This window comes from Alkalibacillus haloalkaliphilus (assembly GCF_007991275.1).
Classification (GTDB): Bacteria; Bacillota; Bacilli; order Bacillales; family Alkalibacillaceae; genus Alkalibacillus; species Alkalibacillus haloalkaliphilus.
On sequence record NZ_BJYA01000023.1, the window covers coordinates 1 to 26,239 of the forward strand.

Sequence of the window (26,239 nt, forward strand, 5' to 3'; positions counted from 1 at the left end):
CGCTGATAAACACTTCGCAAGCGCTGATAAATTCCTGTGAGCGCTGATAAACACTTCGCAAGCGCTGATAAATTCCTGTGAGCGCTGATAAATAATCGCGGGCACCGATAAAATACCCCGTGAGCGCCAAATAGTCTCCCCCCTGCAATCAAACACACCACCCCCTATTGTTCACCCGCAAAAAAATAAAGTTGACAATCCCTTCACCTTTCGATATATTATGATCAGCGAAAGGGGGAATTAGAAAATGAAGAGAAAGTTTAGTCCGAGTGAATTAACATTAGGTTCTGTATTTGTTGTATTACTAATGATCGGCGCGAACATTGCGATTTGGTTTCCATTTCTAAAAATTACATATGGTGCTGGTTCAGTTCCGCTTTCATTACAAACATTTTTTGCAATTTTAGCTGGTATTATTTTAGGAAGAAAGTTAGGAAGTTTTACTGTTATTGTCTATTTATTAATCGGTGCGGCAGGAGTGCCTGTGTTTGCTGAGATGAGTTCTGGTTTACAAACGTTCATTTATCCTACTGGAGGCTTTTTATTCTCCTTTATTGCCGTAGCTTGGGTGACTGGGTATATAGTTGAGAAAAGTCAAAACCCTAATATAAAAGTCTATCTCGCAGCTACCTTCGCTGGCTTAATGGCCAACTATTTGATTGGTACACCTTTTATGGTCGCTTCAACTAACCTTGTATTCGAAGTACCATTAACGTTAACACAAGGGGCGATTGCTATGCTGCCTTTCTTTATAAAAGACTTCGTGATTACAATGGGAGCAGCCATTCTGCTTCCGAAAATATTAGGGCGGCTATCAGTTGTTAACTCTTCAATACCGACTCACAATACGTCTCAATAAATATGCAAAAAGCGCTAAGGTAATCATCCCTTAGCGCTTTTTATTTATTTTACATTCATCATCGTTTTAGCTAATGTTCTCGCCATAACACCTGTTGGCCCTTTTGGACCTAAATCGTGCTCACCTTCTGCCATCGCTGTACCCGCAATGTCCAAGTGAACCCACGGTGTATCTTCAGCAAAAGCGCCAACGAAAGCGCCTGCCATTACGGCGTGTGCTTTACGACCTGGTGAATTGTTTAAATCGGCTATATGACTCTTTCTTACTTGTTTCTTATAAACATCTAAATAAGGCAATTGCCAAATTGGCTCATTAACTTGCTCTGATGCTTCTTGGATTTCACCAAGCCATTTTTCATTGTTCGTCATCGCACCTGTTACTTGATCACCTAACGCAACGACGACACCACCTGTTAAGGTTGCAACATCAACAATTTTAGCAGCACCGTTTTGTCTAGCATAAGTAACTGCGTCTGCCATTGCTAAACGGCCTTCTGCATCCGTATTGCGAACTTCTACCGTTTTCCCACTCATCGTAACAATAACATCATCAGGTTTATAAGCTGTATGACTAATCATATTATCCGTCGCTGGGATCAACGCCATAATGTTCTCTTTTGGCTTAATATGACAGATAGCGTCCATGGCACCAATTACTGAAGCAGCTCCACCCATGTCCATCTTCATACCAATAATACCGTCTTTTGGCTTTAATGAATAACCACCTGTATCAAACGTAATACCTTTACCGACAATCGCGACAGGATCCTCCCAAGTATCTTTACCTTGGTACTTCATAACGATAAAACGTGGCGGTTCATCTGAGCCTTGATTAACAGCCAATAACGCACCCATGCCGTATGCTTTAATCTTTTCATGATCAAACACTTCAATCTCAATATCATGTTTACTGGCAATGTTTTCAGCAAAGGCAGCCAAGTCTGATGCTGTTAATAAATTTCCTGGTAAGTTAACTAAATGACGCGCGATATTCGCTCCATTACCTAAAGCATAGCCTGTATTAGCAGCTTCAACAACACCTTGACTTTGATCTGTTAAAAACTTTACATTGGCTAAGTCAACTGACTCTTCTGCACGATCTGTATGATAAGTTTGTAGCTGGTGCGGAGCCATAGCCATCGCTTCAGCAATCGCCTCAACGTAATCGGCTTGGTCTTCACCTGATACAATACTATTTAATTGGATCGATGCTTGAGCAACTCCACTTTCAGCTAGTTGCTTAAAAACTTTTCCGAAAGTGTTTCGAACAGTATGAACTGTCTTGGCATCTCTTTTTCCTAGTCCTACGAAGTATAGTCTTTTAGCTTCAATTAAACCTAATGTATGTACTTTAGAGACAGATCCTTCCTTATTTGAGATATCTCCTGATTGGACTAACTCATCTAAATGACCATTGAACTTGTCATTTAAAAGTTGATAATAACTTTGACTTTCTTTGTTTTCCTCAAACAAACCAATAATTAAAGCATCTGTTTGGTGGTTTTCTAAATTTTCATTAATGACTTTAAACATATATCAGCCCTCCGATTTATGATTATAATTTATCATAACAAAATAATTCAAAATTCGAAATAAATATTTTCATAAAACCGTTTTTTACGACATCAATTTAGGGTATGATGATAAATATAGAGAAAGGACGGCTTTATAGATGGAAATTTTGTACAACACACCTTTATTGATCGCTTTATTTGCAGTAATCTTTGCTCAACTTGTCAAAATACCGATTCAATTCATTGCAACAAAAGAAATTAATTTAGGATTAGCTTTCAGTACTGGTGGAATGCCAAGTAGTCATTCTGCTGCCGTATCGGCTTTAACAACAGCAATCGCAATTGAACACGGATTTGAATCACCGTATTTCGCTATAGCTTGCGTATTAAGTATTATCGTTATGTATGACGCCACTGGAATTAGACGCCATGCAGGTCAACACGCGACAATTTTAAATCAACTCGTCAAAGATTTTCAGCGAATTGTCGAGGATGCTAAACATTGGGATCAAAAAGAAGAAGCTGAAAAACAAAAAGAACTTAAGGAATTGTTAGGTCATCAGCCGATTGAAGTATTTTTCGGTGCATTAACCGGTATCTTATTAGCCATTATAACTTATAGTATTTTTTAATTATGAAACATTAAAAGGCCCTTCAACAAACGGGCCTTTTCTAATAATTTAATAATATTGTCCTCCAATAACAGGGACTGTCTCAGATTGGATCGCTTCTTCCCAGTAGTACAAATCAGACTCCGTAACTTGTCCGTCCCCTTCTTCAATGACGTAAACTTCTACTTCACGTTTACCCCATTTATTAAACACTTCATCTACTGTATCGTAATATAAATCAATTTTATTACCTTTAATAGCACCACCGATATCCGTCACAATTCCATATCCATAGTCCGGGATATATAGAACTGTCCCTAACGGAAAAACATTTAAATCAGCAGCAATCGTTGAGATCGTGTCTCGTTGAACAGTTAGCCCAGAATAAGTTATACCATACAAAGGATGGCCTTCTGTTTTTCCTGTCGACTCATATCCAGCTGTATAACCAGTAGCTACAACAGTTCGAGTAGGAAAATGTCTAAAAGCAACTTCTGTGGCTACCTCTTCGTCTAAAGAGGCTAGCTCCACTTCCTCAAGTTGGTTAGTTTCCTCCTCTTCTGAACTAGCAAACGATTTATGACTTAACTCTGTAGAACTTTTAACTTTGAATTCCTTAGATTCACGATTTTCTTCACTGTGTACTGAGCTCGTTACGAAGTAGGAAGCCATGAAAAATGTAATGATGACACCTACTATTAAAATAGAAAAGTTTCTAATTCGATTACTCATTTGTGAACACCTCTTTGCCACAAAGCGTAACCAATATTAGAAACTTTTATACATTTACCGTATATTTTTTTGAATTTTTAAAACATTTGATAACCGTTTTTACGTAAGATTTTAATAACGATCCCTGATACGATCGTACCTGCAAATCCAGTTAATAATATAAACATATCAACCGCCTGCAAGCTAATTAAGTCGTCCCACAAAGCAGGGAAAGCTTCGCCTGGCTGTGTGAAATAAGATGTAAATGGTACATCATCCACTATGAACACAACAACAATTGGAAAAACAATTGCCATAACCCATGTTGAACGTAGTAACATATTTAAAATAAATGCAATACCGAAAAACAATATAAAAAACAATACAGATAAAACAAATACTTGTATAATCCCCATTTGCTTAAGATCCTCCTAGACAATTACAAAACTAAACTAATTTTATCACAATTAAAGAACATAAAAAATGCGAACGCTTAGGGGACACACTTTTTTCATATTTTAGAACAAAAAACAAAGGTAGTGGTCGCCACTACCTTTGCTAATCATTTATATTAGCGATACATATCTAACTTACCTTTTTTCAGTAGTAATCCAACTCCACCAAGCTTCACAAGGTAACGGTTGTCGATTACTTTCTTCATAATTGAAGCTGAGCGGCCATATAACTTCTTGTCATCAAATACAACACCGATTGCATCTGTGTGACCTAACGAAGCTACTGTACCTTTAATATCAGGTGTAAATGATTCGAATTCTTCTCCACCGTTAATTAACTGCTTTAAGTTATGACCAATTGTATCCGCCATTTGCATCGCGATTTGTGCTGTTGGTGGATATGGTTTGTCTGTTTCTTTATTGAACAGCACTGCACAGTCACCAGCAACAAATACATCATCATAGTCCGGAGTGCGTAGATCATCACGTACCGGTACACGGCCACGACTAACTTCAAACCCTGATTCTTCAACGATTGAGTTACCGCGCACACCTGCTGCCCATACGATATTCTTTGTCTTAATCTCTTCTTGTTCATCGTCTTTTTCTACGATAATACCGTCTTCTGTACACTTCTTAAGCATTGTTCCTAGACGGAATTCAACACCTTTTTCTTCTAAACGATTCATAGCATACTCAACAAGCTCTTCATCAAAACCAGCTAAAGCAGTTGGTCCTGCCTCAACATTAATTACGCGAACTTTACTAGGATCAACGTCATACTCTTGGCAAAGCTCAGGGACACGGTTTACAACTTCACCGACAAATTCGATACCTGTAAACCCTGCACCACCAACTACGATCGTAACTAAATCTTGGCGGTCCCCTTCTTCGTTGTTATATTGAGCAAAGTTATACTCAATATGGTCACGAATTAAACGGGCACTGTTAATGTTGTTAATTGAGAAGGCATGTTCTTTTAGTCCTTCAATACCAAATGTAGCTGATTCGAACCCTAAACCGATGACAAGGTAATCATATGTAAGCTCGCCATCTTCTAAGACTACTTTTTTGTTGTCTGGGTCAATTGACTCAACAGTGTCTTGTACGAAGTTTACACGGTTAAAATCAACAACGTCTTTAATCGGGATACGTGTACGGTCATGGTGTAACGTTCCTGCAGCGTTTTCGTGTAACCAAGTCGTCTGGTAGTGGTAATCATGCTTGTTTACTAATGTAATGTCGGCTTCATTGTCACCAATAATCTTCTGTAACTTGATTGTTGTCATGATTCCGCCATATCCAGCACCTAATACAACAATGCTCGGTTTGTTCATTTACATCACATCCATCCAAAAATTTTGTAAGAGTTTAAATAAAAATAAAATAAGTTCTTTGTGAATTACTTCACGTAGTACGTAACATTTTGTCTAAAAACGTAATACTCACCTAAAAATAATCATAGAACTTTTTTACCTGTTTTTCAACCCTTTCTTAGATTTCTAATGTTTCTGATAATTTGCCTATTATATAGTTATTTATTAGTTTGCAAAACATTTATCAATCAATACATCTGATGTTATAATGTTTCATGGTGCTTATACGATTTTTTATGGAGTTGGAGGAATAGATATGAACGAACACGTTAGAGATATAGCTATTATTGGCGCTGGTCCTGTTGGTTTATTCACAGCCTTCTACGGTGGGTTACGCCAGGCTGATGTACAAGTGATCGAAAGCTTGCCACATATTGGTGGACAACTTTCTGCATTATATCCTGAAAAATATATTTACGATGTCGCTGGCTTTCCAAAAGTAACAGCACAAGAATTAGTTGATCAGTTATATGAACAAGCTAAACCGTTTAACCCTACTATAACGCTTGATCATGCTGTACAATCGATTGAGAAATTAGAAGAGAATTTATTTAAAATAACAACTGATCAAGAAGTATTTTATGCAAAATCCGTTATAATAACCGCAGGAAACGGTGCTTTTGAACCACGAAAATTAAAAATTGATAATGTTGATCAATATGAAAACCATAACTTACACTACTACATTACAAATATCGAAGCTTTCCGTGATCGAAATGTCATGATTTGTGGTGGCGGCGACTCAGCCGTTGACTGGGCATTAATGCTTGAACCGATTGCGAACAAAGTGAGTTTAGTGCATAGACGAGATCAATTCCGTGCCCATGAGCATAGTGTTGCACAGTTAAAGCAATCTTCTGTTGAACTTCTAACACCTTACATGCCTTATGAGCTTGAAGGTGAAGAAGCAATCGAGAAAGTGAAATTACAAAAAACTAAATCAGATGAAACAATTGAAGTTGAAATTGATGATTTAATTGTTAATTACGGTTTTATTTCACAACTTGGACCTATTAAAGAATGGGGCTTAGAGTTAGAGAAAAATGATATCGTCGTTAATACGAGAATGGAAACAAACATTGAAGGTATTTATGGAGCTGGAGATATAATTACTTATCCAGGTAAAGTTAAATTAATTGCTGCTGGCTTTGGCGAAGGGCCAACTGCTGTAAACAATGCGATGGCAAGAATGGACCCTAATGCTCGCCTTCAACCGAAACATTCTACACACATGTTTAATGATTAAATTATAAAGGAGCTACGCTGAAATAGCGTAGCTCCTTTTAATATTAGCTTATTAGCAATTTCCAGGCTGTCCTTCAACCCCTGGTGCTTTAAATGAAGAACCGCAACCACACGATACAATTGCATTTGGATTTTCAATTGTAAATCCGCCGCCCATCATATTTTGTTTAAAATCGATTGTCGTTCCTTCTATAATTGGTGCATCCATTTCAGCGATTAATACTGGAATACCACTAATTTCTAATTCACGGTCAGTATCTTTCTTCTCATAATCGAAACCTAATTTATATGACAAGCCACTGCAACCGCCACCTTTAACGCCAAAGCGTAAGAAAACTTCTTCAGCAGTTTCGTCTTTTAACATTTCTTTAACTTGTAAAGTTGCTGGTTCTGTTAAATTAATTGTCATCATAATACCTCCCCTACTCTTAGTATACTAGGTAAACGGACGTCATTCAATTAAGTGAGTTCAGAAAAGAAAACACCTTCAACTACTGTCTCTGCTGGCCCTCTCATTAGGACATGATGATTGTGTAGCCATGAGATCCATAAATCGCCACCATCTAAATGTACTGTGACTTCTTCACCTTTTTTCACAAAACCATTTAAAACAGATGAAACGACAGCAGCGCATGCCCCTGTCCCACATGCTTGCGTAATTCCTGAACCTCTTTCCCACACTCTAAAAATGATCTCACGCGAGTTAACGATTTCTACAAACTCAACATTTACCCCTTCTGGAAATCGTGGGTCGCTCGTCACTTTGGGACCTAATGTACTAACTGGTGCATCTTTTATATTGTCTTCATAAAAAATAACATGAGGATTCCCCATAGACACGGCAGTCGCAACTAATTGTTCTTCATCAACTTCAAATGGTTCTGCGATCACTTGGTCTGTAGATGAACCATGTTCTGTTGTCATCGGAATCTGTTCACGTTCTAAAATCGGTGGCCCCATATCAATTGAGACACTGTTGACGAATTTTCCAGTATTATCTAGATGAACGGTTGCATCGACAACACCTGATTTAGCCTCAATTTTAAAGTCCGAACTCATCACATAACCGTGTTCAAAAGCAAATTTAGCAACACAACGTAAACCATTACCGCAGTTCATCGCCTCTGAACCATCTTTATTAAAGATTCTCATACGAACATCAGCCTCTTCAGACGGCATAACGATGATTAATCCGTCTGAACCAATACCTGTATTAACGTTTGATACTTCTTGTGCAAGTTTAGGGATCATTTGCTCTTCTAATTTATACTGAAATCCATCTATATAAATATAACTATTGCCTAAACCATGCATTTTAGTAAAAGGTACTTTCATTCACCATAACCTCACGATCTTTCTTTAAATACTTAACTCTTCTTCGTCTAAATACTCATAAATACGATCCACTAATTCATCTGGTGTATCAGCTAAAATTCTCCTGCCTTCAACAATGGCAAATAAACTCATAGCACAAATACCACAGTTACTCGTACAACCGTATTCCACTACATCCAAATCTGGATCTTGTCTTAACTTTTCATATGCTTCTTGTGAACCACTAACTAAATTATTAACGCAAAATTCGACTAACGGGTTCATAGTCTCGTACACTCCTCAGTCTGTTTCTATATATTGATTTGAACCCTTTATTTACTATTTATTCGGGTTGTAGTCCATGTTTTTCTAATGCTTTATAAACTGTCTTCAAACGAGGATTGCCTTCACCGACAACCTCCCCTTCTACTAATACAACTGGATAAAACATATCTTCATCAACAACACGTGTTGCGAAATCTTTATAAGGTTCTTCTTCAGGTGGATTAAAAATATCAACATACTTATATGTCACACCATTTCCACCGAATTTTCTAGAAATAGCAGCTTGCAACCAATCATATTGTTCCTTAGAACTCGGTAAATTAACACAACTCGGACACAATACTTCCGCCCCATAAACAACTAACTCAACTTGCTTCTCCATAATGATCCTCCCTTTGTCAGAAAAACGAACTATTGCCTTAATTATATTTTACAAAACTTTTGTATCGAGTTACAATGAAAATGGTTCTCAATAATTTTATCGTTTTAGTGTTCATGAATAGATTTTTTAAACTGAATTCATTATAATATAAATAAGAAAGGGGAAGATGAGCGATGTTTGAACAAGTTCAAGAGGTTATTGGTAAATTACGCCCATTCTTACTAAGAGACGGTGGCGACGTTGAGTTAGTAGATGTTGATGAAGGCATCGTGCTTCTTCGTTTGAAAGGTGCATGTGGAAATTGCCCAAGCTCAGCTATCACTCTAAAAGCTGGTATTGAACGTGCATTAGTCGCAGAAGTGCCTGGCGTAAAAGAAGTAGAACAAATTTTCTAATCCATTATACGCAAAAGAGCTGGTTCTTTAACCAGCTCTTTTTTTATACAGGTGTCACAGGCTCCTCGCCATTTAATACTTTTTTAATATTACGAGCTGCTAATTTCATCATTTCAGTTCTAGTTTCGACGCTTGAAGAGCCAATGTGTGGCAATGCAACAACTTCATTTAAGCTAAGTAATGGATGGTCTGCTCTAATCGGTTCATTTTGGAAAACATCCAACCCTGCTGCTTTAATATCCCCTTGCTTCAAAGCATGATAAAGGTCATCTTCGTTCACAACGCCACCCCTTGAACTATTAATAAAAATAGCCGTATTCTTCATCTTGTTAAAGGTCTCCTCGTTAAACAGCCCTTCTGTCTCAGTTGTTAAAGGTGTCATACAGACGACAAAATCAGATTGCTCCAACAACTCATCAAAAGAAGTATATTGAATACCAAGCTGGCTTTCAACTTCTTCTTTTCTTGATCGATTGTAATAAATAACGTTCATATCAAACCCTGTCGCTCTTTTTGCAACCGCTTGACCTATACTCCCTAACCCAACAATTCCTAACGTTTTATGGTGAATATCAGATCCGGCTAGCATGTACGGTGACCACGATTTCCAAAGATCATCTTTAATATAGTCAACCGCTTCAGGCAACCTTCTAGCTGTAGCCATCAATAATGTGAACGTTAAATCAGCCGTCGTGTCAGTCAATACATCAGGAGTGTTAGTTACAGTCACTTGATGACGTTTAGCTGATTCTACATCAATGTTGTCATAACCAACAGCCATGTTCGCCACAACTTTAAGGTTATTTGATTGTGATAATAGCTCTTCATCGATTGAGTCGGTTAACATCGAGAGAATAGCGTCTGCTTGCTTTGCTTTGTTCAACAACACATCTCTAGGAACAACTTCCTCTTCTTCCTGCCACATCTCTACTGTAAAATACTCCTCTAAATCTTTTACGACATCATTTGAAATTTTGCGCGTAATATATACAAATGGCTTTGACATAGGCTCACCTCACATAATTTATATGCTTATTGAATGATTTTACTGTTAACGTACAATATAACAAATACTAACTATTATTTTTAACTAAAATACAGCATAAATATAATAAAAAAGATATGGGAAAGGATTAGACTAAATTATGGAAACTCTAGAATCTAAAGCGTTACAACTATTAGAAGAACGCGGTGTTAGTAGGAAAGATATTGCTGACCTCGTCCATTTCCTTCAATCTAAGTATCATGAGTACTTATCTGAAGAAGAATGTCTTGTGAATGTTGACAAAGTATTGCAAAAAAGAGAAGTACAAAATGCCATTATAACTGGCATTCAAATTGATCAGTTAGCTGAAGAAAATAAATTAAAAGAACCACTACAAACTATGATTGAAAATGATGAAGGATTATATGGGATTGATGAAATTATTGCTTTTTCGATTATTAATGTTTATGGGTCCATTGGGTTTACTAACTATGGTTATATCGATAAAGTGAAACCCGGTATTCTTGAAGCTCTAAATGATAAAGCAAATGGTTGTCATACATTTTTAGATGACATTGTAGGTGCTATCGCTGCAGCCGCCTCAAGCCGTTTAGCACATAGTCAAGAATACCGTGTTGAAGACGATTAAACCTCTATACTTTCCATTCAGCCAGCGTTTCTACAGTATACGTTGGTTGAATATCTACTTCTTTTAAGTCTTCTTTAGATGTCACCCCCGTTTGTACGTGAAGTGTATCTAAACCAGCGTTAATCCCTGCCATAATATCTGTATTGTAATTATCGCCAACCATAACCGCCTCTTCTGGTTTTACCCCAATTTCATTTAGTGCAACGTCAATCATTAAACGCTCTGGCTTCCCTAAAATAATTGGCTCTTTTTGCGTTACTTGCTTGATCAAATTGACGTAAGCCCCATTACCTGGGACAAAACCTTCTTCGGTTGGTACACGTATATCAGGGTTCGTGGCTACAAATTGAGTACCATTTTGGATCATGAGACAAACCTCTTTAATCTTTTGATAACTGTTGTGACGGTCAATTCCAACGACAACATAATCCGGCTCATGCTCAGTTATAGTTAATTCTTTATTTATAAGGGCATCTTTTACACCCTCTTCACCAATCATAAAAACTTTAGCATTTTTCTTTTGCTGATCAATATAATTAGCTGCAGCAATAGAAGGTGTAAGCACTTGTTCTTCTTTAGCTTCAATACCATGCTCTTTTAACTTTTCAACCGTTTTAGCTTGTGTACGTGATGAATTGTTAGTAACAAACAAATGTGGGATTCCTTTTGCCTGTATATCATTAATAAACATTTTAGCTTCTGGAATAGGCTCTTTACCTCTATAAACCGTTCCGTCTAAATCGATGAAATATGCCTTATAATTTTTCAAGTTATACTTCACCTTCTCTCTTTTTGAACGCAGTTATTGGTCCCATTTCCTTTTCTAAGTATGTGAAAACGTGATTAGAAAATGTTTTTAGCTCGTTTATATGTCCGTTCATCACTTCTACAATTTGAGTATGATTAATGTGAATATACTCTTTTACTATCATGTTTCTTAAAGCAATCACATCTTTATACGCTTTCTCTTCTTGTTGTGAGATTACTTCTTCATCAACTAAAATGTCAATAATGTCTTCATAACTACCGGGATCACGCATAATAAAACCATCAATCATCATGTTGCCGACATCAATGATCGATTCAATCGTCATATGCACGATTCTTTCTAGTGCTAAAAAATCTTGAAGTGTTTCGAAAGTGTTTTGTTCATAAGTTTTTAAAAGTCCATCCATATATGATAAGGTTTCATCAATTTTTTCTTGATCTACAAAATACATTGTAAACACGTCCTTTCAACCATTAGTTTACCACATTTAACTTTATAAATTGTATCCTCATAATTTTTCAAAATCGAGGCATGCTATAACCGAAGAATATTACAGGAGCTGAGACTTATGCTTAACAGAACTCTTTCAGATGAGACAAACGAAGCGCAAATTCGCTACGTTAGTTTCATGGGAGATGCAAGGCGTTATGACATTGCAATAGTTAAAAGCGACCGTGACCATGATAAGAGCCTAATAATTGATCTACAGAAATCGCGTTATACAGAAGTATGCGACTCTCAAATTGAAGACATTGATTACTTTTGCCATTTCTTACACTTAAATAACTATGAAGCAGAAGAGTTACATGGTTATTTGTCTAATGTATTTAATGATGGGTCCACTGCTGTTAACTAAATAAGGAGGTTATACAGTGGGAAAACGAAAAAAGCATGATGACTTCGCAACAGTCGAAGTCCAACAAAATTATCAAGTGCCTGAAGAATTTCCTGACGGTAACTATGGACAACCAAACGACCAACCTTTGCAAGAAAGAGAACATGATCCTAAAAGAAGACATTATTCAAACTTCAACTACGAAAATAAACAATTACACGAAGATTTACCAAGAAAATATCCTTTTGCCCATAAGCCTGAAAACTTCCCTCATGATGAAGGTTTAGATGACGAAAGCAAAAAATGACCGGAACTCGTTTTGAGTTTTCCGGTCATTTATTGTTCGACTCTTTTTAAGACGAAATAAGCACATCCAAAATTACAGTACTCATATAAGTAATCTTCTAGCGTCGAAACCTTTGTATCATATGTAGCTTTCTGATTATGATCATCGTAAAACCCTTTAAGCCTAAGTTGTCCGAATCCCCAATCACCAACAATATAATCATATTTAGTTAATATATCTGTGAATCGTTCTTCCAACACTTCTTCTTGAAAGCCATCACGGTAATTATAAATTAGTTCATAAGTTTGTCCTTGTAATTCCATTCGTATCACCTCTGCATAATCTAGTGTACCATAAATTCATTGTATAACGCTCTCATGTTTTTAAAAAAGATGAACACACTAAACAGTAGACTTGATTCAAAAGGGGTTTATATATATGATCCATAGAAATTTATTCAAACTTTTGATTGCAACTTTACTGATGACAATCATTATGACTTATAGTGATGGAAATATACATGCAGAAGAAGATGAAGTGACTATTCATGAAGAGCGTGTTCAACTGTATAAGAAAACTGAAGCTTTAACGAATGTGCCGTGGTATATATTAGCGGCTGTCGATCAGTACGAACGGAATGTAAACAACATAGACGACGAGCAACGAATAACAGGAATCCAAATCCCTGAAGAAAAATGGTACGGTTTATTAAAATTTGATTCTGAAACAAAACATTTAGAGTCAACGATTCAAATGTTTGAAGGAATCGGAAAAGACGGTAACGGAAATGGCTATGCAGACCACAACAATGACGAAGATTCTTTATTCACAATAGGAATGTACATTTACGAAAAACTAGGTCACGGTAAAACATATGATGAAGTCTTTGAATTATTTTACGGTCGTGAAAAAGCAGCTTCGTTAATTAGTCAATATGCGAAGGTTTTTAAACACTTTAATACAACTGATTTGCATGAACGGGCATTCCCGATCCCTAAATACCATAACTATTCATATCGTTCTACTTGGGGCGCTGGAAGAGGTTATGGAGGTAGACGGATTCATGAAGGGACAGACATTTTTGCATCATATGGAACTCCCGTTAGATCTGTTTCTTACGGAATCGTTGAAATTAAAGGCTGGAATCGTTATGGTGGCTGGCGATTAGGTATTCGTGATACACAGAACATTTACCACTACTACGCTCACTTAAATGGTTTTGAAGACGGCATTGAAGAAGGTACGATTGTAGAACCTGGAGATGTCATCGGATATGTAGGAGCTTCTGGCTATGGACCTGTCGGCACTTCAGGGAAATTCCCGCCACATTTACATTATGGCATGTATCGTGATAACGGAAAATATGAATGGGCATTTGACCCTTACCAGTCATTAAGAAGATGGGAAAGAAATTAAAAAACATGAGCCTGTAGTTCAGGCTCATGTTTTAATGTTAAACCTTATAGAAAGTAATTAATCATTTGGATGATTAAGTAGCTCATGGACTCTTCTGAAGCGATAAACATATTATAGAAGTTGTTCGCAACGATATAGAAGATTCCAACTGGTGCTACAATTCTTAAGAACCAAATCCAAATCGCACCGATCGTTGTATCTTGTAGACCTGTTTCACGTAATACTTCAATCTTATTCCAACCCCAACCTACAAATAGCGCAGTGATCATACCACCAAGTGCTAACGTGTATTGGTCAGTAATTGTATCAATAAGGTCTAAGAACGAGTAGCCAAAGATTGGTTGACTTAATGGTCCACCTTGAGAAAGTGCTGAAGGTATACCAAATGCCGTAATAATCGCACCAGCTGTTAAAGCTGCCTTCTTACGACTCCAATCAAGCCTGCGCATCGCCCAAGATACTCCTACTTCTAATAGTGAGATTGCTGAAGATAGTGCGGCAATACCAACTAAGAAGAAGAAGAAAATACCAAAGATAGTACCACCAGTACCCCATTGACCAAATGCTTCTGGTAGTGTAATAAAGATTAATTCAGGTCCCGCAGCTGGATCTAAGCCGAATGTAAACACAATCGGGAAGATCATTAGACCAGCAAAGATTGCAAATAAAGTATCCAATGTTACAACAGTACCTGCTGCACTTGGCAGCTTAGTTTCTTTAGGTAAGTAAGATGCATAAGTAATCATCGCACCCATACCTAGTGATAATGTGAAGAATGCCTGACCAATAGCCATTCCCCAAACTTCCATATTACCTAATTGTCCAAAGTCCGGTGAGAACATAAAGTTCATTGCTTCACCAGCACCGTCCATTGTTAGACCGTAAATTGCTAAAATAACGACTAGTAAAGCTAATAACGGCATGAACATACGGTTTGCAAGCTCAATACCTTTCTTAACTCCGAAGTAGACAACTCCTACTACAATTGCCATAAATAGAACTTGCCAAAATACTGGGCCAACAGTTCCACCAATAAATCCTCCAAAGTAATCACCGTAGCCACCTTCTGCGACGCCACCAGCAGAACCAGATAAGTAACTAAACACATAATAGAAAACCCAACCTGCGATTACACCATAGAATGATAAGATTAGTGAACCGGATAAAACACCTAAAACACCACCGATTTTCCACCACTTTCCTGGAGCAATCTTTTCAAATGAACCAATCGCATCTGATTGACCTTTACGACCAACTGTAATTTCAGCTAGCAATACAGGTAAACCGATTAAGAAGATACAAATAATATAAGCGATTAAAAATGCAAATCCTCCGCCTTCTCCTAGTACATAAGAGAAGCGCCAAATGTTACCTAGACCAACTGCTGAACCAACAGCTGCTAAAATAAACCCGAGCTTCGTTGCCCACTGTTCACGTCCCTGCATAAACATATTCCCCTTTCGTCTTCTAGTTTTAGCGGTACATGATCTTGCTTGTTTACTTTTATGTACCAACTCTCTCAAGATAAGTATATTGACTATTTTGTTTTATTATAATTTTTTGACAATTTTTTTGCAAGCTTTTTCCGAAAACAATATATTGTCTTAGTTAAAAAGTCATAATTTTAATAATCCTTTGAGAGAGCAACGCTATTTATATTAACAAAAGTCGACATAATATGACAACAGGTGATTTAAAATTTTTAAATAATTTAGTTCCTCATCTTAATTGTTACTAAAAAAGCACAAAAGGATTGATCCCTTTTGTGCTTTCTTTTCTACTTAATTAATTGTTTTATTAATAAAACAAATGCAACTAATAAAACTAATGTTGTAACTAAACCAACAATAACAGAACTAGTTAGTGCTAATGCTAGATAACCAATAGTTGCTGAAACAGCTGCAGTTAATGCATAAGGAATTTGAGTAATCACGTGGTCTATGTGATTAGACCCAGCACCTGTTGATGACAGTACAGACGTATCTGAAATTGGTGAGCAGTGATCACCGAATACAGAACCTGCTAGCACAGCTGCTAATGCAGGAATGAGTAACCCTGGCTCAAGCGCAACAGCCATTGAACCTGCTATTGGTAACATTAAACCAAATGTTCCCCATGATGTTCCAGTTGCAAATGCCATAACACCAGCAACTAAGAAAATAATCAATGGTAAATAGGCAGCATCCAGGTTAGCTTCTTCAACTAATGAAACTAAATACTGATCTGTTCCAATTGCTTCTATAACAGACACAATCATCCACGCTAATACTAAAATGTATACAGCTGGAAGCATTGCTTTAATACCTTCCCAAGTAACTAAGAAAAAGTTCGTCTTCTCTCCTTGTTGGGCGAAATAGAATAACATCACAACTACGACTGAGAACGTACCACCTAGAACGAGTGATAAGTTAACATCTGTATTGGCAAAGATCGAAACTAATGAGACTTCTTCTTCTGAAGCTTGAACACCCGTAACAATCATTGATGTCACAGTCGTTGCTAGTAAAACGAGAATTGGAATTATTAAGTTGTATACTTTTCCATTAATATTTTCAATGACGCCACCTTTTAAGTCACCAGGTACATCTGCGTTATTCGGGTCAATAAGTTCACCTGTTTCTTGGGCGCGGTCCTCATGCTTTCTCATCGGCCCAAAGTCTAACTTAAAGTATATAGCTAAGAAAACTAAGACAATCGCTGCAATGGCATAAAAGTTATACGGAATCATTTGAATAAACGCTTCTAAAGCGCCAATATTCGTCAGCTCATGTGTTGCAATAATTGTAGCAATGATTCCAATGATATAAGCACCCCAACTTGAGATTGGTGTTAATACCGTAACAGGTGCTGATGTGGAATCAATCAAATAAGCTAATTTTGCGCGTGAGACATTTTTGCGGTCCGTTACTGGACGAGAAACTTGACCAATCGTTAAACTATTAAAGTAGTCATCAATGAATATTCCAAGACCTAAAAATCCTGTTGTATATTGAGAGCCTTTACGAGTTGTAATACGTTTCACAGCCCAATTACCGAAAGCTTGTGCGCCTCCAGTAGCTGTTAAAAATGCTATTAAAATTCCAAGTAATAATAAGAAGGCGACTAATTGGAGACTCCAAATATCCCATTCACCTTCCATAAAGAATAAATGTTGAAAAGAAAACCAGATTCTTTCAACAGTAGCTACAATATTGAAGCTTTCAACCATTAAAGCTCCAACAATAATTCCAGCCCCTAATGACAATAATACTTTACGAGTAAGTAATACTAGTAAGATCATCACTAATGGGGGAATTAATGACCAAATTGTTCCTTCCATGTTTATTTCCTCCCTTTTTGTTTTTTCCGAGAATTCCGCTTCTCTTTACTATGCTCAAATACTAATTTTTAAGAGCAATAAAAAAAGTAATGATAGAGAAATCTACCATTACTTTTGAAAGTCGGTTATTTCTCGATCAGTAGCTCCCCGCTTCTCACGCGAGAGTGTACCCCTTGTTCAGAAATACACCAATACTCAACTATTGACTAATTGAGTACTTCGGCACTTACCCCTTTCACATATGGTCTTCGTTGTCATCCTCACACATGTTAGTCATGATAAGCGCACCTCTACCTCATCGATCGATAAGGTTATAAGTTTATTTGATTTTCACACAAGAGATAATATATCATGCCTTACTACTCTTGTAAATCCCTAAATGGGATAGAAACATTTGGAGAATCAGTAGCTCCTTGATTATAGAAATCAGGTACTTGCCCTTGAATAGCACCGACAAAGACTGGAACACTCGTTTCCACTTCTGTCGTTCGCGTTGCAAATGGAATTACAATTTGGACGTTTGCTTGAATATGAATGTCTAACTCGATTAAAGCGTTATTAATCCCATACTCTGTCACTCTTCTTTCAACATCAGATTGCACATCACCGATTACTCTAAAGTGCACCGGTACTTGTGGTCCTAAGTTAGCAAGTAAAGCATTATTCGTCGCTTGACCGATTGGGATCCTCACAATAGCGCGATGCTCTTCTACCGTATCTTCCTGTATTATAATATCATCATCTAAATCAAAGTTTAATGTGTCTTCTGGCGTGATTTCACCACGTTCAATTCGCTTTAAAAAGTTTTGTACACGAAATGTTGTATTACGCAAAACACGATTAATAACGACACTGTTCCAATTCATTGAAACAACATTGCCATTGTCATCTGTTTCAATATTAAGTAGATCATCAGCTGTCAAATCATCAGCAATACGTTTACTAACTGCTTCGTTAATCGCTTCTCGTGCGAATTGATTTGTTTTTGTTTCAGCAATTTCAATTAATGTTGGCTCAATACCACGATTAATAATCCATACAGATAAAATGATCGCCACTATAAATGATATGAAAGTCAACATGAGGATTTGACTAAACGTCTTTGGTTTTCTCCTGTTCCAAGTTCTCGGTTTGTATCGACGCACGTAAAAACCCCCTCTACCCAAACTATATGCTTTAGGTTAAGGGGGCATGTATAAATGTCGGAGGGCCTAACTAATTATTTTAAAGAAAGTAACGCTTGCTTACCAATCATTCCTTCATACCATCCGTATTTTTCCTCAGAGTACTTCGTGACCTTTTGTAAAGGGGCATATAATAACTCATCCCGATTACGAACTCCTACAGCACGCGCTGCGACAATTTGGCGGTCATGTAGTTTTTCATTTAGCAAATCTACATCCAAAGCACCGCACATAATATACCCGATGTCATTCGAAATAATAAGTAAGTCTGTTTTAGGTAACTCGACGTGAGTGAAAGTAAAAGCGTGATCCTCAATCCATATTGGCTCCACGTGAATCAATGACACCAACCTCCTTCTCCTTATAGGTTATGATTGAAGAAAAAAAGAAGTGCCTGTCTATTTTTAGCTTTTAGACAAGCACTCCTCTAATACATCACGTAGAAATTCTGGCATATAATATTTCTTCTCGTTAACCTTTGAAATCGGAGGTATAAGCCAAGGGAAAGAAAACGTGTCAGCTGTTGCTAACGTATAATTTTTATTTGGATCAACCATTTCACCATCTAAATATACTTTTTGTATTTTATTAGAATAATAATTGTAATCAAATGTGATATTTGAATAAATCATTTTGCCAATTACTTGTCCTCGAAAACCTAACCCTTTTAACTTAAAGTTAGTAAAACGTTCACTTTCAAAAAGCTTAATTGTCTCAATTAACTCCTCACCAGTTAACACCATTTTACAAGGATTCATTGGGTGTGGGCACCTTTCATGCACATGTTTCTTTGTCACTTCCCCAACATTAAAGCCTTGTAATAGTACTCCTGAATTTAGTGCAGCAGCATCTGCACCAGTCCAGTCTTTAAGTGTGTTCACAAACTTACTCATTATTTCACTTTCTTCAAACCAACTGATCTCAAAAGGTTTTTTAAGGTTTGTAATCACTTGACTAAGCTGTTGATTGGCATATGATTCTAATTCATTTAAGTAATATACAGTTTCATCATCAGTTGTTGCTGGAATCGGAATTGCTTCCCCGTACCCTTCTGATATTCGAGATTGAATATGGTCAATGACTAAATTAACGTAACCAAAAAAGCGCCCCTGCTTACCGACTGCATTAATCAGTGTACCATTTACTTCTTTCGCTTCTTCATAAAGGTGGTGAGTATGCCCCCCCAATATGACATCAACTGGATATGTTTCTGCAATTGTTTCATCATCGTACATCCCTAAATGCGACAAGACGACGATTAAATCGCATTCATTTCGTAATAATGGAATGTAATAATCTAACTCAACATAAGGGTCTGTTACATCCCAATTCAATTGCTCATAAAACTTTTTAAAAGGAGCAGTTAATCCGATGACACCTACTTTTGTTTGATTTGGAGTTGTGTAAATTTTATAAGGCTTTAACCAATAAGGACTAGTTATATCTGATGGCCTCAAATTAGCACAAACCACATCAAATTGTGCATCATCGTATAAATGATACAAATTGTCTTTCGGTAACGTAATGCCCTCATTATTGCCTAATGTAACAGCATGATAGTCAGCTTTATTTAAAAGCTTTACGTTAGCTTGGCCTAAAGTTGCTTCACTAATTGGATGAACGCGATCCACATGATCACCATTATCAAGTAATAAGTAATACTCTCCATCAGCTTTATGTTCGTTTACTCTTTTATTAATAGAGTCCATTATTTGAGGCCAATATTGAAAGTGGCTATGTAAGTCACTTGTAAAATATAGATGGATTTGTTCTTTCATTCAGATTAATCTCCTTCATTTAGAAAGACTGTATTATTAATCTTATGCCGATTATAATCATAACAATTCTTAAAATCCACTCAATGACATTACTATTTAAGCGCTGGTTCACAACCGCTCCTAAATATCCACCAATCCATGCTCCAGGTATAGCAGCAAAAGTAAATGCCCATATGACATGCCCAGCTGCAATGTGTGCACTTGATGAAACGACACTTGAGAAGAAAATCATAAACATAGAAGTTGGCGCTGCAATATGTGCTGGGAAACCAAATAGCAAAATCATAGCTGGTACCATAAGTGATCCGCCACCTACGCCAAATAACCCAGACATCATACCGACAAAGTAAGCAATAAATATACCTAAAATAGCGGAATAAGAATAGGTAGTACTTTTTCCATACAAATCAAACGTTCTTGTCACACGAAAACGACCAGGATTTACATTAGGAAGTGTTGGCTCTTTCACTAGTTTCTTCTTAACAAAAAACATACTCACGACAACAAGCATGAGCATACCGAAATACAATTGAAAAGCATCAATATGTACAAACTGATTAATATAAACACCTGTTAAAGCACCAGGAATACTTCCAATTAAGAATAACGTCCCACTATAAACATCTACTCGTTTGCGTTTTAAAAATGTTAAAGTCGATGATAGTCCTGTGAAGATCATGACGATTAACGACATGGCAACTACATTTTGAGGTGTAACCCAAGAGAAGCTTTCATTAAACTCAGCAAAAAATAATAAAACCGGAACAAAAATAACGCCCCCACCTAAACCAGCAATGCTGCCGACGAAAGCACTTAATAATCCGATTATAAACATTATGATAAAGACCATTATAATATCCCTTCATTCTTTGAAGATTAACAATGATGACATAAGAAGACTTTAAGTCCTTGATACTGCATTTAAAATAAAAATCGCGCGAGGTGAACCTCACGCCTATTATCATACCATATTATAAACTTAATAAACCAATATATTTTTTGGTTCCTTATATTAGAGTGATTTTAATCTTCATTAGTTAATAAGCGATCAATTGCTTCCTTCCATTCACTTTTTTTATTGACGACAAAGTGGAAAGTTTCATTAGAATCTAAAACAATTTTTAACCCGTTTTTTACAAAGGGAATTTTTAAAAGTTTGCTTGCATAAAATTCAACCTTCACAATCTGATTAACATCAATAAAAACATCTTCTTTTTGAATGTTTGCTTTATGCGGTTTATGGATCAACTCTTTATTAGTTAAATATAGTTTTCCACCAACGGCTTCTTGACCTTTCCACAAATTAGCTAAACCTTCTTTTATACAATCAGTCAACCTTCCCCACTCCCTCGCAGCTACATACTTTCTATAATTCAAAATTATATGGCATAAAAATTAGTATTACAAAAAGAGGCGAACTTTAAAAGCTCGCCTCTCACAATTGCTTGATATTAACCGATTGAACCTTCCATTTCGAATTTAATTAGGCGGTTCATTTCTACAGCGTATTCCATCGGCAACTCTTTCGTAAATGGCTCGATGAAGCCCATTACGATCATTTCAGTTGCTTCTTCTTCTGAAATACCACGGCTCATTAGATAGAATAACTGTTCCTCAGATACTTTAGAAACCTTCGCTTCGTGCTCTAATGAAATGTTTTCATTAAGAACTTCGTTGTAAGGAATTGTATCTGAAGTTGATTCGTTATCTAAGATTAACGTATCACATTCGATATTTGAACGTGCACCTTCTGCTTTCTTACCGAAGTGTACAATACCACGATACGTTACTTTACCACCTTGTTTAGAGATTGATTTAGAAACGATCGTTGATGACGTATTCGGTGCTAAGTGGTGCATTTTCGCACCAGCATCTTGGTGCTGTCCTTTACCAGCTAATGCAATGGAAAGTGTCATACCACGTGCACCTTCACCTTTTAGAAGCACTGCTGGATACTTCATCGTAAGTTTTGAACCTAAGTTACCGTCAACCCATTCCATCGTTGCATTTTCTCCAGCTGAAGCTCGCTTCGTAACTAAGTTATAAACGTTGTTTGCCCAGTTTTGGATTGTTGTGTAACGGCAATACGCATCTTTTTGTACGTAAATTTCAACAACTGCACTGTGTAGTGAGTTTGTTGTATAAACAGGTGCTGTACAACCTTCAACATAGTGTACTGATGCACCTTCATCTACAATAATTAGTGTACGCTCAAACTGTCCCATGTTCTCTGAGTTAATACGGAAGTAAGCCTGTAATGGCGTTTCTACTTTTGTATTTTTCGGAACATAGATGAATGAACCACCAGACCATACTGCAGAGTTTAATGCTGAGAACTTGTTATCAGATGGTGGAATAACTTTACCGAAATACTCACGGAAAAGTTCTTCGTTTTCTTGAAGTGCTGTGTCTGTATCTTTAAATACAACACCCATATCTTCAAGCTCTTGCTCCATGTTGTGATATACAACTTCTGATTCGTACTGAGCTGATACACCAGCTAAGTACTTCTGTTCAGCTTCAGGGATCCCTAAACGGTCAAACGTTTGTTTAATCTCTTCAGGTACTTCATCCCAAGAACGCTCAGTTTGTTCAGATGGCTTAACGTAATAAGTGATTTCATCAAAATCTAATTCGTTTAAGTCTCCACCCCATTGCGGCATAGGCATGCTGTGGAACTGTTCAAACGCTTTTAAGCGGAATTCTAACATCCATTCAGGTTCGTCCTTTTGTCGTGAAATTTCACGCACAACATTTTCTGTAAGGCCTCTTTCAGTACGGAAAATTGATACGTCACGATCATTAAAACCATACTTGTAATCACCGACTTCAGGTGCTTTCTTAGCCATACTTTCACCCTCCTTCAAAGATTGTAAGCAAGAACCCTTATCCTTGCTTGTCGTCCTTTTCAACACCTTGCTCCATTGCTTTCCAAGCTAATGTCGCACATTTAATTCGTGCTGGGAACTTTGAGACACCTTGTAATGCTTGAATGTCACCTAAGCTCTCAATGTCGAACTCGTAACCTTCCATTTCTTTACCAAGCATTATATCTGAGAACATCTCAGACATTTTCAAAGCGTCTTCTATAGGTTTATCAATTATAACTTGTGTCATCATCGATGCAGAAGACATGCTAATAGAGCAACCTTCTCCTTCAAACTTCGCATCCTTAACAACACCATTTTCTACTTTTAGTTGTAAATCTATACGATCCCCACAAGTGGGATTGTTTAGTTCGACTGTTATATGGTCACCTTCTAATTGACCACGATTACGTGGATTTTTGTAGTGATCCATAATAACTTGTCTGTAAAGTGTATCTAAGTTATTAAAAGACATCGCCGAAATACTCCTTCGCTTTCTTAAGTCCATCGACAAATACATCAACGTCTTGCTTATTATTATACATGTAAAAACTAGCTCTTGCAGTTGCAGCAACTTGTAAATGTTTCATTAGTGGCTGTGCACAGTGATGACCTGCTCTTACAGCAACACCTAATGAATCTAAAGCTGTTGCTAGGTCATGTGGATGCACGTCATCTAAATTAAACGTCACTAACCCTGCACGCTCATTTGGTCCATATATCGTAATACCGTCGATTGTATTCATCTGTTCTAGTGCATATTGTACCAGTTCATGCTCATGTTTTTCAATTTGTTCCATGCCAATTTCGTTCAAGTAATCAATAGCTGCACCTAAACCAATTGCACCAGCAATGATCGGTGTACCACCTTCGAATTTCCACGGTAATTCTTTCCAAGTTGAATCATATAGCTCAACGAAATCAATCATTTCACCACCAAATTCAACTGGTTCCATCTCTTCTAAAAGAGACTGCTTACCGTATAGAACGCCGACACCTGTTGGGCCACACATTTTATGAGCAGAGAAAGCGTAGAAGTCTACATCTAAATCTTGAACATCAACACTCATATGAGGAACACTTTGTGCCCCATCAACAACAATGACAGCATCATTTTCATGTGCTATTTGAGCTACTTCTTTAATCGGGTTAATCGTGCCTAACACATTAGATACATGTGCCATAGCAACGATTTTTGTCTTTTCTGTTACCATTTCACGAACATCATCTAATGAAATTGTGCCATCTTCTTGTAATGGTAAATACTTCAACGTAGCGCCCGTAGCTTTTGCTGCTTGTTGCCAAGGGATGATATTACTATGGTGTTCCATTAAAGTTAAAACAATCTCATCGCCTTCAGACAGATTAGTACGAGCATAACTGTAAGCGACAGTATTTAGTGCTGTTGTCGTACCTCGCATAAAAATTGTCTCTTTAATACTCGAAGCATTAATAAAGTTTTTAACTTTTTCACGAGCACCCTCATATCCATCTGTAGCGTGCGAGCCAAGTGTATGCACACCACGGTGAACATTAGAGTTATAACGATTATAGTAGCCTTCTAACGCCTCAATAACCGATTTTGGTTTTTGAGACGTTGCAGCACTATCTAAATAGACTAACGGATGTTCATTGACTTCCTGATCTAAAATCGGAAAGTGGCTACGAACATAATCCAAGTTTGTCATTAGTATACTTTCCCTTCAATCACTTCACGAAGTTGTGTTTGTACTGTTTCGATTGGAATTTCTCTAACAACAGGGTCTAAGAAACCATGAATAACTAAGCGCTCTGCTTCTTTACGGCTAATACCACGGCTCATTAAATAGAATAGTTGTAATGGGTCAACACGACCAACAGATGCTGCGTGACCTGCTGTTACATCATCTTCATCGATTAGTAGAATTGGGTTAGCATCACCACGTGCACCATCAGAAAGCATTAGTACACGAGATTCTTGTTCAGCGTTAGATTGAGCTGCGCCGTTTTCAACTTTACCAATTCCGTTAAAGATTGAAGCTGCACGGTCTTTCATAACACCGTGTTGTAGGATATAACCTTCAGATGCTTTACCGTAGTGACGGATATTTGCAGTGAAGTCCTGGCTTTGATTGCCACGCCCTACTGTTACAGCTTTAGCGTGTGATAATGAATTATCACCCATTAAGTTCGTAATGTTCTCAGAAATTGTGTTACCGTCATTCATTTGACCTAATGCCCATTCTAACGTTGCATCACGGCCAACTGTTCCACGACGGTTAACGTAAGAAGTCGTACCTTTTGCAAAGTTATCAACGGCACCATAAGAAACTTTAGCGCCATCTAAAGCAAATACTTCGCTTACGGTATTAGCTACAGTTTCTTCTTCTTCGTTGTTTGAAACATAGTTTTCTACATATGTTACTTGACTATGCTGATCAGCAACTAATAATACGTGATTATAAAGCGCCGCTTCATTGTCTTCTTGCCAGAAAACCACTTGAATTGGCTCATCTACAACTACGTTTTTCGGAACGTATAAAAATACACCGCTATTTAATAGCGCAGCATGACGTGCTGTTAACTTGTTTTCATCAACAGAAACACCATCTTGCATGAAGTATTTTTGAACTAAGTCACTGTGTTCTTCCATAGCTGTAAAGATGTCTTCAAATATAACACCTTTTCCTTTCAAGTTTTCACTTAACTTTGCATAAGCAACATCGCTATTACGAACAACGATTAAGTTGCGATCTTCAACGCCTTCACCTAGAAGTACACGAATTTTTTCAGGTAGTTCATCAAAGCTTTCGATGTGATTACCTGCTACATCGTGTTTGAAATTCGTAAAATTCCAGTTACGAATGCGCGTTTTTTCTAATTTAGGCATTGGCAGCTCTTCAGCTAAATCAAATGCCTTTAAGCGAATATCTTTAAACCATGCTGGTTCGTTTCGTTTCTCTGAATATTCCGTGACATATTGCTTGTCATAAGGTAAATGTGTTTCCACTGCCATTCGTTACCCT

The 26,239-nt window shown here is 37.2% G+C and carries 31 protein-coding genes and 1 riboswitch; of the genes, 8 read left to right on the plus strand and 23 right to left on the minus strand.

What is annotated here, in order from left to right:
- The first annotated feature begins 247 nt into the window (after positions 1-247).
- Positions 248-859, plus strand: coding sequence for a biotin transporter BioY (locus AHA02nite_RS13830; RefSeq protein WP_146818314.1), 612 nt, complete (start codon positions 248-250; stop codon positions 857-859).
- Between the two features lie 44 nt (positions 860-903).
- On the opposite strand, the gene AHA02nite_RS13835 is transcribed toward AHA02nite_RS13830, so the two are convergent.
- Positions 904-2,391 carry a leucyl aminopeptidase gene (locus tag AHA02nite_RS13835; RefSeq protein WP_146818316.1) on the minus strand — a complete coding sequence of 496 codons (1,488 nt, stop codon included), beginning with the start codon at positions 2,389-2,391 and terminating at the stop codon, positions 904-906.
- Positions 2,392-2,530: 139 nt separating this feature from the next.
- Here AHA02nite_RS13835 and AHA02nite_RS13840 point away from each other — a divergent pair, with 139 nt between their 5' ends.
- Entirely contained in the window at positions 2,531-3,004 is a 474-nt protein-coding gene (locus AHA02nite_RS13840) for a divergent PAP2 family protein (RefSeq protein WP_146818318.1), read from the plus strand.
- 48 nt (positions 3,005-3,052) lie between these two features.
- Here AHA02nite_RS13840 and AHA02nite_RS13845 read toward each other — a convergent pair whose 3' ends face one another.
- From AHA02nite_RS13845 to AHA02nite_RS13855, 3 genes are all read right to left on the minus strand, one after another.
- Complete coding sequence (locus AHA02nite_RS13845) at positions 3,053-3,715, minus strand: 3D domain-containing protein (RefSeq protein ID WP_146818320.1); 663 nt, start codon at positions 3,713-3,715, stop codon at positions 3,053-3,055.
- A 77-nt stretch (positions 3,716-3,792) separates the two neighbouring features.
- Entirely contained in the window at positions 3,793-4,110 is a 318-nt protein-coding gene (locus tag AHA02nite_RS13850) for a YuiB family protein (RefSeq protein WP_146818322.1), read from the minus strand.
- A 155-nt stretch (positions 4,111-4,265) separates the two neighbouring features.
- Positions 4,266-5,486: an NAD(P)/FAD-dependent oxidoreductase gene (locus AHA02nite_RS13855; protein ID WP_146818324.1), complete on the minus strand. Its 1,221-nt coding sequence runs from the start codon at positions 5,484-5,486 to the stop codon at positions 4,266-4,268.
- A 295-nt stretch (positions 5,487-5,781) separates the two neighbouring features.
- Between AHA02nite_RS13855 and AHA02nite_RS13860 the strand changes: the two genes are divergently transcribed.
- Entirely contained in the window at positions 5,782-6,771 is a 990-nt protein-coding gene (locus AHA02nite_RS13860; RefSeq protein ID WP_146818326.1) for an NAD(P)/FAD-dependent oxidoreductase, read from the plus strand.
- Positions 6,772-6,822: 51 nt separating this feature from the next.
- Here AHA02nite_RS13860 and AHA02nite_RS13865 read toward each other — a convergent pair whose 3' ends face one another.
- The 4 genes from AHA02nite_RS13865 to AHA02nite_RS13880 are packed head-to-tail and all read right to left on the minus strand — an operon-like array spanning position 6,823 to position 8,751.
- Positions 6,823-7,179: a HesB/IscA family protein gene (locus tag AHA02nite_RS13865; RefSeq protein WP_146818328.1), complete on the minus strand. Its 357-nt coding sequence runs from the start codon at positions 7,177-7,179 to the stop codon at positions 6,823-6,825.
- 50 nt (positions 7,180-7,229) lie between these two features.
- Entirely contained in the window at positions 7,230-8,105 is an 876-nt protein-coding gene (gene dapF / locus AHA02nite_RS13870) for a diaminopimelate epimerase (protein WP_146818330.1), read from the minus strand.
- Between the two features lie 24 nt (positions 8,106-8,129).
- The gene (locus AHA02nite_RS13875) at positions 8,130-8,369 is read right to left on the minus strand and encodes a YuzB family protein (RefSeq protein ID WP_017186769.1); all 240 of its coding nucleotides are present in this window, start codon (positions 8,367-8,369) and stop codon (positions 8,130-8,132) included.
- 58 nt (positions 8,370-8,427) lie between these two features.
- Positions 8,428-8,751, minus strand: a complete 324-nt coding sequence (locus AHA02nite_RS13880; protein ID WP_146818332.1) for a DUF1462 family protein — start codon at positions 8,749-8,751, stop codon at positions 8,428-8,430.
- 173 nt (positions 8,752-8,924) lie between these two features.
- Here AHA02nite_RS13880 and AHA02nite_RS13885 point away from each other — a divergent pair, with 173 nt between their 5' ends.
- The gene (locus tag AHA02nite_RS13885) at positions 8,925-9,146 is read left to right on the plus strand and encodes a NifU family protein (RefSeq protein ID WP_017186767.1); all 222 of its coding nucleotides are present in this window, start codon (positions 8,925-8,927) and stop codon (positions 9,144-9,146) included.
- A gap of 43 nt (positions 9,147-9,189) precedes the next feature.
- Here AHA02nite_RS13885 and AHA02nite_RS13890 read toward each other — a convergent pair whose 3' ends face one another.
- The gene (locus tag AHA02nite_RS13890; RefSeq protein ID WP_146818334.1) at positions 9,190-10,152 is read right to left on the minus strand and encodes a 2-hydroxyacid dehydrogenase; all 963 of its coding nucleotides are present in this window, start codon (positions 10,150-10,152) and stop codon (positions 9,190-9,192) included.
- 139 nt (positions 10,153-10,291) lie between these two features.
- Here AHA02nite_RS13890 and AHA02nite_RS13895 point away from each other — a divergent pair, with 139 nt between their 5' ends.
- A complete protein-coding gene (locus AHA02nite_RS13895) occupies positions 10,292-10,780 on the plus strand; it encodes a phosphatidylglycerophosphatase A family protein (RefSeq protein WP_146818335.1) in 489 nt (162 codons plus the stop codon).
- Between the two features lie 4 nt (positions 10,781-10,784).
- Here AHA02nite_RS13895 and AHA02nite_RS13900 read toward each other — a convergent pair whose 3' ends face one another.
- Positions 10,785-11,549, minus strand: coding sequence for a TIGR01457 family HAD-type hydrolase (locus AHA02nite_RS13900; protein ID WP_146818337.1), 765 nt, complete (start codon positions 11,547-11,549; stop codon positions 10,785-10,787).
- A gap of 1 nt (position 11,550) precedes the next feature.
- Positions 11,551-12,000, minus strand: coding sequence for a type VII toxin-antitoxin system HepT family RNase toxin (hepT, locus tag AHA02nite_RS13905; RefSeq protein ID WP_146818339.1), 450 nt, complete (start codon positions 11,998-12,000; stop codon positions 11,551-11,553).
- A 117-nt stretch (positions 12,001-12,117) separates the two neighbouring features.
- Between hepT and AHA02nite_RS13910 the strand changes: the two genes are divergently transcribed.
- Together AHA02nite_RS13910 and AHA02nite_RS13915 are read left to right on the plus strand one after the other, a co-directional pair.
- Positions 12,118-12,405: an SAV0927 family protein gene (locus AHA02nite_RS13910; RefSeq protein ID WP_146818341.1), complete on the plus strand. Its 288-nt coding sequence runs from the start codon at positions 12,118-12,120 to the stop codon at positions 12,403-12,405.
- Between the two features lie 16 nt (positions 12,406-12,421).
- The gene (locus AHA02nite_RS13915; RefSeq protein WP_146818342.1) at positions 12,422-12,691 is read left to right on the plus strand and encodes a cytosolic protein; all 270 of its coding nucleotides are present in this window, start codon (positions 12,422-12,424) and stop codon (positions 12,689-12,691) included.
- 29 nt (positions 12,692-12,720) lie between these two features.
- Here AHA02nite_RS13915 and AHA02nite_RS13920 read toward each other — a convergent pair whose 3' ends face one another.
- Positions 12,721-12,993: a YutD family protein gene (locus AHA02nite_RS13920; protein ID WP_146818344.1), complete on the minus strand. Its 273-nt coding sequence runs from the start codon at positions 12,991-12,993 to the stop codon at positions 12,721-12,723.
- Positions 12,994-13,108: 115 nt separating this feature from the next.
- Between AHA02nite_RS13920 and AHA02nite_RS13925 the strand changes: the two genes are divergently transcribed.
- Entirely contained in the window at positions 13,109-14,086 is a 978-nt protein-coding gene (locus AHA02nite_RS13925; protein WP_146818346.1) for a peptidoglycan DD-metalloendopeptidase family protein, read from the plus strand.
- Positions 14,087-14,130: 44 nt separating this feature from the next.
- On the opposite strand, the gene AHA02nite_RS13930 is transcribed toward AHA02nite_RS13925, so the two are convergent.
- From AHA02nite_RS13930 to sufD, 11 genes are all read right to left on the minus strand, one after another.
- Positions 14,131-15,531 (minus strand): sodium-dependent transporter, encoded by a 1,401-nt coding sequence (locus AHA02nite_RS13930; RefSeq protein ID WP_146818348.1) that lies wholly within the window; start codon positions 15,529-15,531, stop codon positions 14,131-14,133.
- A 332-nt stretch (positions 15,532-15,863) separates the two neighbouring features.
- Positions 15,864-17,405, minus strand: a complete 1,542-nt coding sequence (locus tag AHA02nite_RS13935) for a Na+/H+ antiporter NhaC family protein (RefSeq protein WP_146818350.1) — start codon at positions 17,403-17,405, stop codon at positions 15,864-15,866.
- A 132-nt stretch (positions 17,406-17,537) separates the two neighbouring features.
- Positions 17,538-17,706: riboswitch (Lysine riboswitch) on the minus strand.
- 58 nt (positions 17,707-17,764) lie between these two features.
- Positions 17,765-18,550 (minus strand): sporulation protein YunB, encoded by a 786-nt coding sequence (gene yunB / locus AHA02nite_RS13940; protein WP_146818352.1) that lies wholly within the window; start codon positions 18,548-18,550, stop codon positions 17,765-17,767.
- 74 nt (positions 18,551-18,624) lie between these two features.
- The gene (locus AHA02nite_RS13945) at positions 18,625-18,930 is read right to left on the minus strand and encodes a YunC family protein (protein WP_146818354.1); all 306 of its coding nucleotides are present in this window, start codon (positions 18,928-18,930) and stop codon (positions 18,625-18,627) included.
- A 63-nt stretch (positions 18,931-18,993) separates the two neighbouring features.
- A complete protein-coding gene (locus tag AHA02nite_RS13950) occupies positions 18,994-20,367 on the minus strand; it encodes a bifunctional metallophosphatase/5'-nucleotidase (RefSeq protein WP_146818356.1) in 1,374 nt (457 codons plus the stop codon).
- 19 nt (positions 20,368-20,386) lie between these two features.
- Positions 20,387-21,217, minus strand: a complete 831-nt coding sequence (locus AHA02nite_RS13955; RefSeq protein ID WP_146818358.1) for a sulfite exporter TauE/SafE family protein — start codon at positions 21,215-21,217, stop codon at positions 20,387-20,389.
- Between the two features lie 173 nt (positions 21,218-21,390).
- Positions 21,391-21,702, minus strand: a complete 312-nt coding sequence (locus tag AHA02nite_RS13960; RefSeq protein ID WP_218025430.1) for a PH domain-containing protein — start codon at positions 21,700-21,702, stop codon at positions 21,391-21,393.
- Between the two features lie 116 nt (positions 21,703-21,818).
- Complete coding sequence (gene sufB / locus AHA02nite_RS13965; protein ID WP_146818362.1) at positions 21,819-23,216, minus strand: Fe-S cluster assembly protein SufB; 1,398 nt, start codon at positions 23,214-23,216, stop codon at positions 21,819-21,821.
- A gap of 37 nt (positions 23,217-23,253) precedes the next feature.
- On the minus strand, positions 23,254-23,709 hold the full coding sequence (sufU, locus tag AHA02nite_RS13970) for a Fe-S cluster assembly sulfur transfer protein SufU (RefSeq protein ID WP_146818364.1): 456 nt from the start codon (positions 23,707-23,709) through the stop codon (positions 23,254-23,256).
- Complete coding sequence (locus tag AHA02nite_RS13975; protein ID WP_146818365.1) at positions 23,699-24,922, minus strand: cysteine desulfurase; 1,224 nt, start codon at positions 24,920-24,922, stop codon at positions 23,699-23,701. Before AHA02nite_RS13975 ends, sufU begins: the two co-directional genes overlap by 11 nt.
- A complete protein-coding gene (gene sufD, locus AHA02nite_RS13980; RefSeq protein ID WP_146818367.1) occupies positions 24,922-26,229 on the minus strand; it encodes a Fe-S cluster assembly protein SufD in 1,308 nt (435 codons plus the stop codon). The genes AHA02nite_RS13975 and sufD overlap by 1 nt, the downstream gene beginning before the upstream one ends.
- Positions 26,230-26,239: the final 10 nt, after the last annotated feature.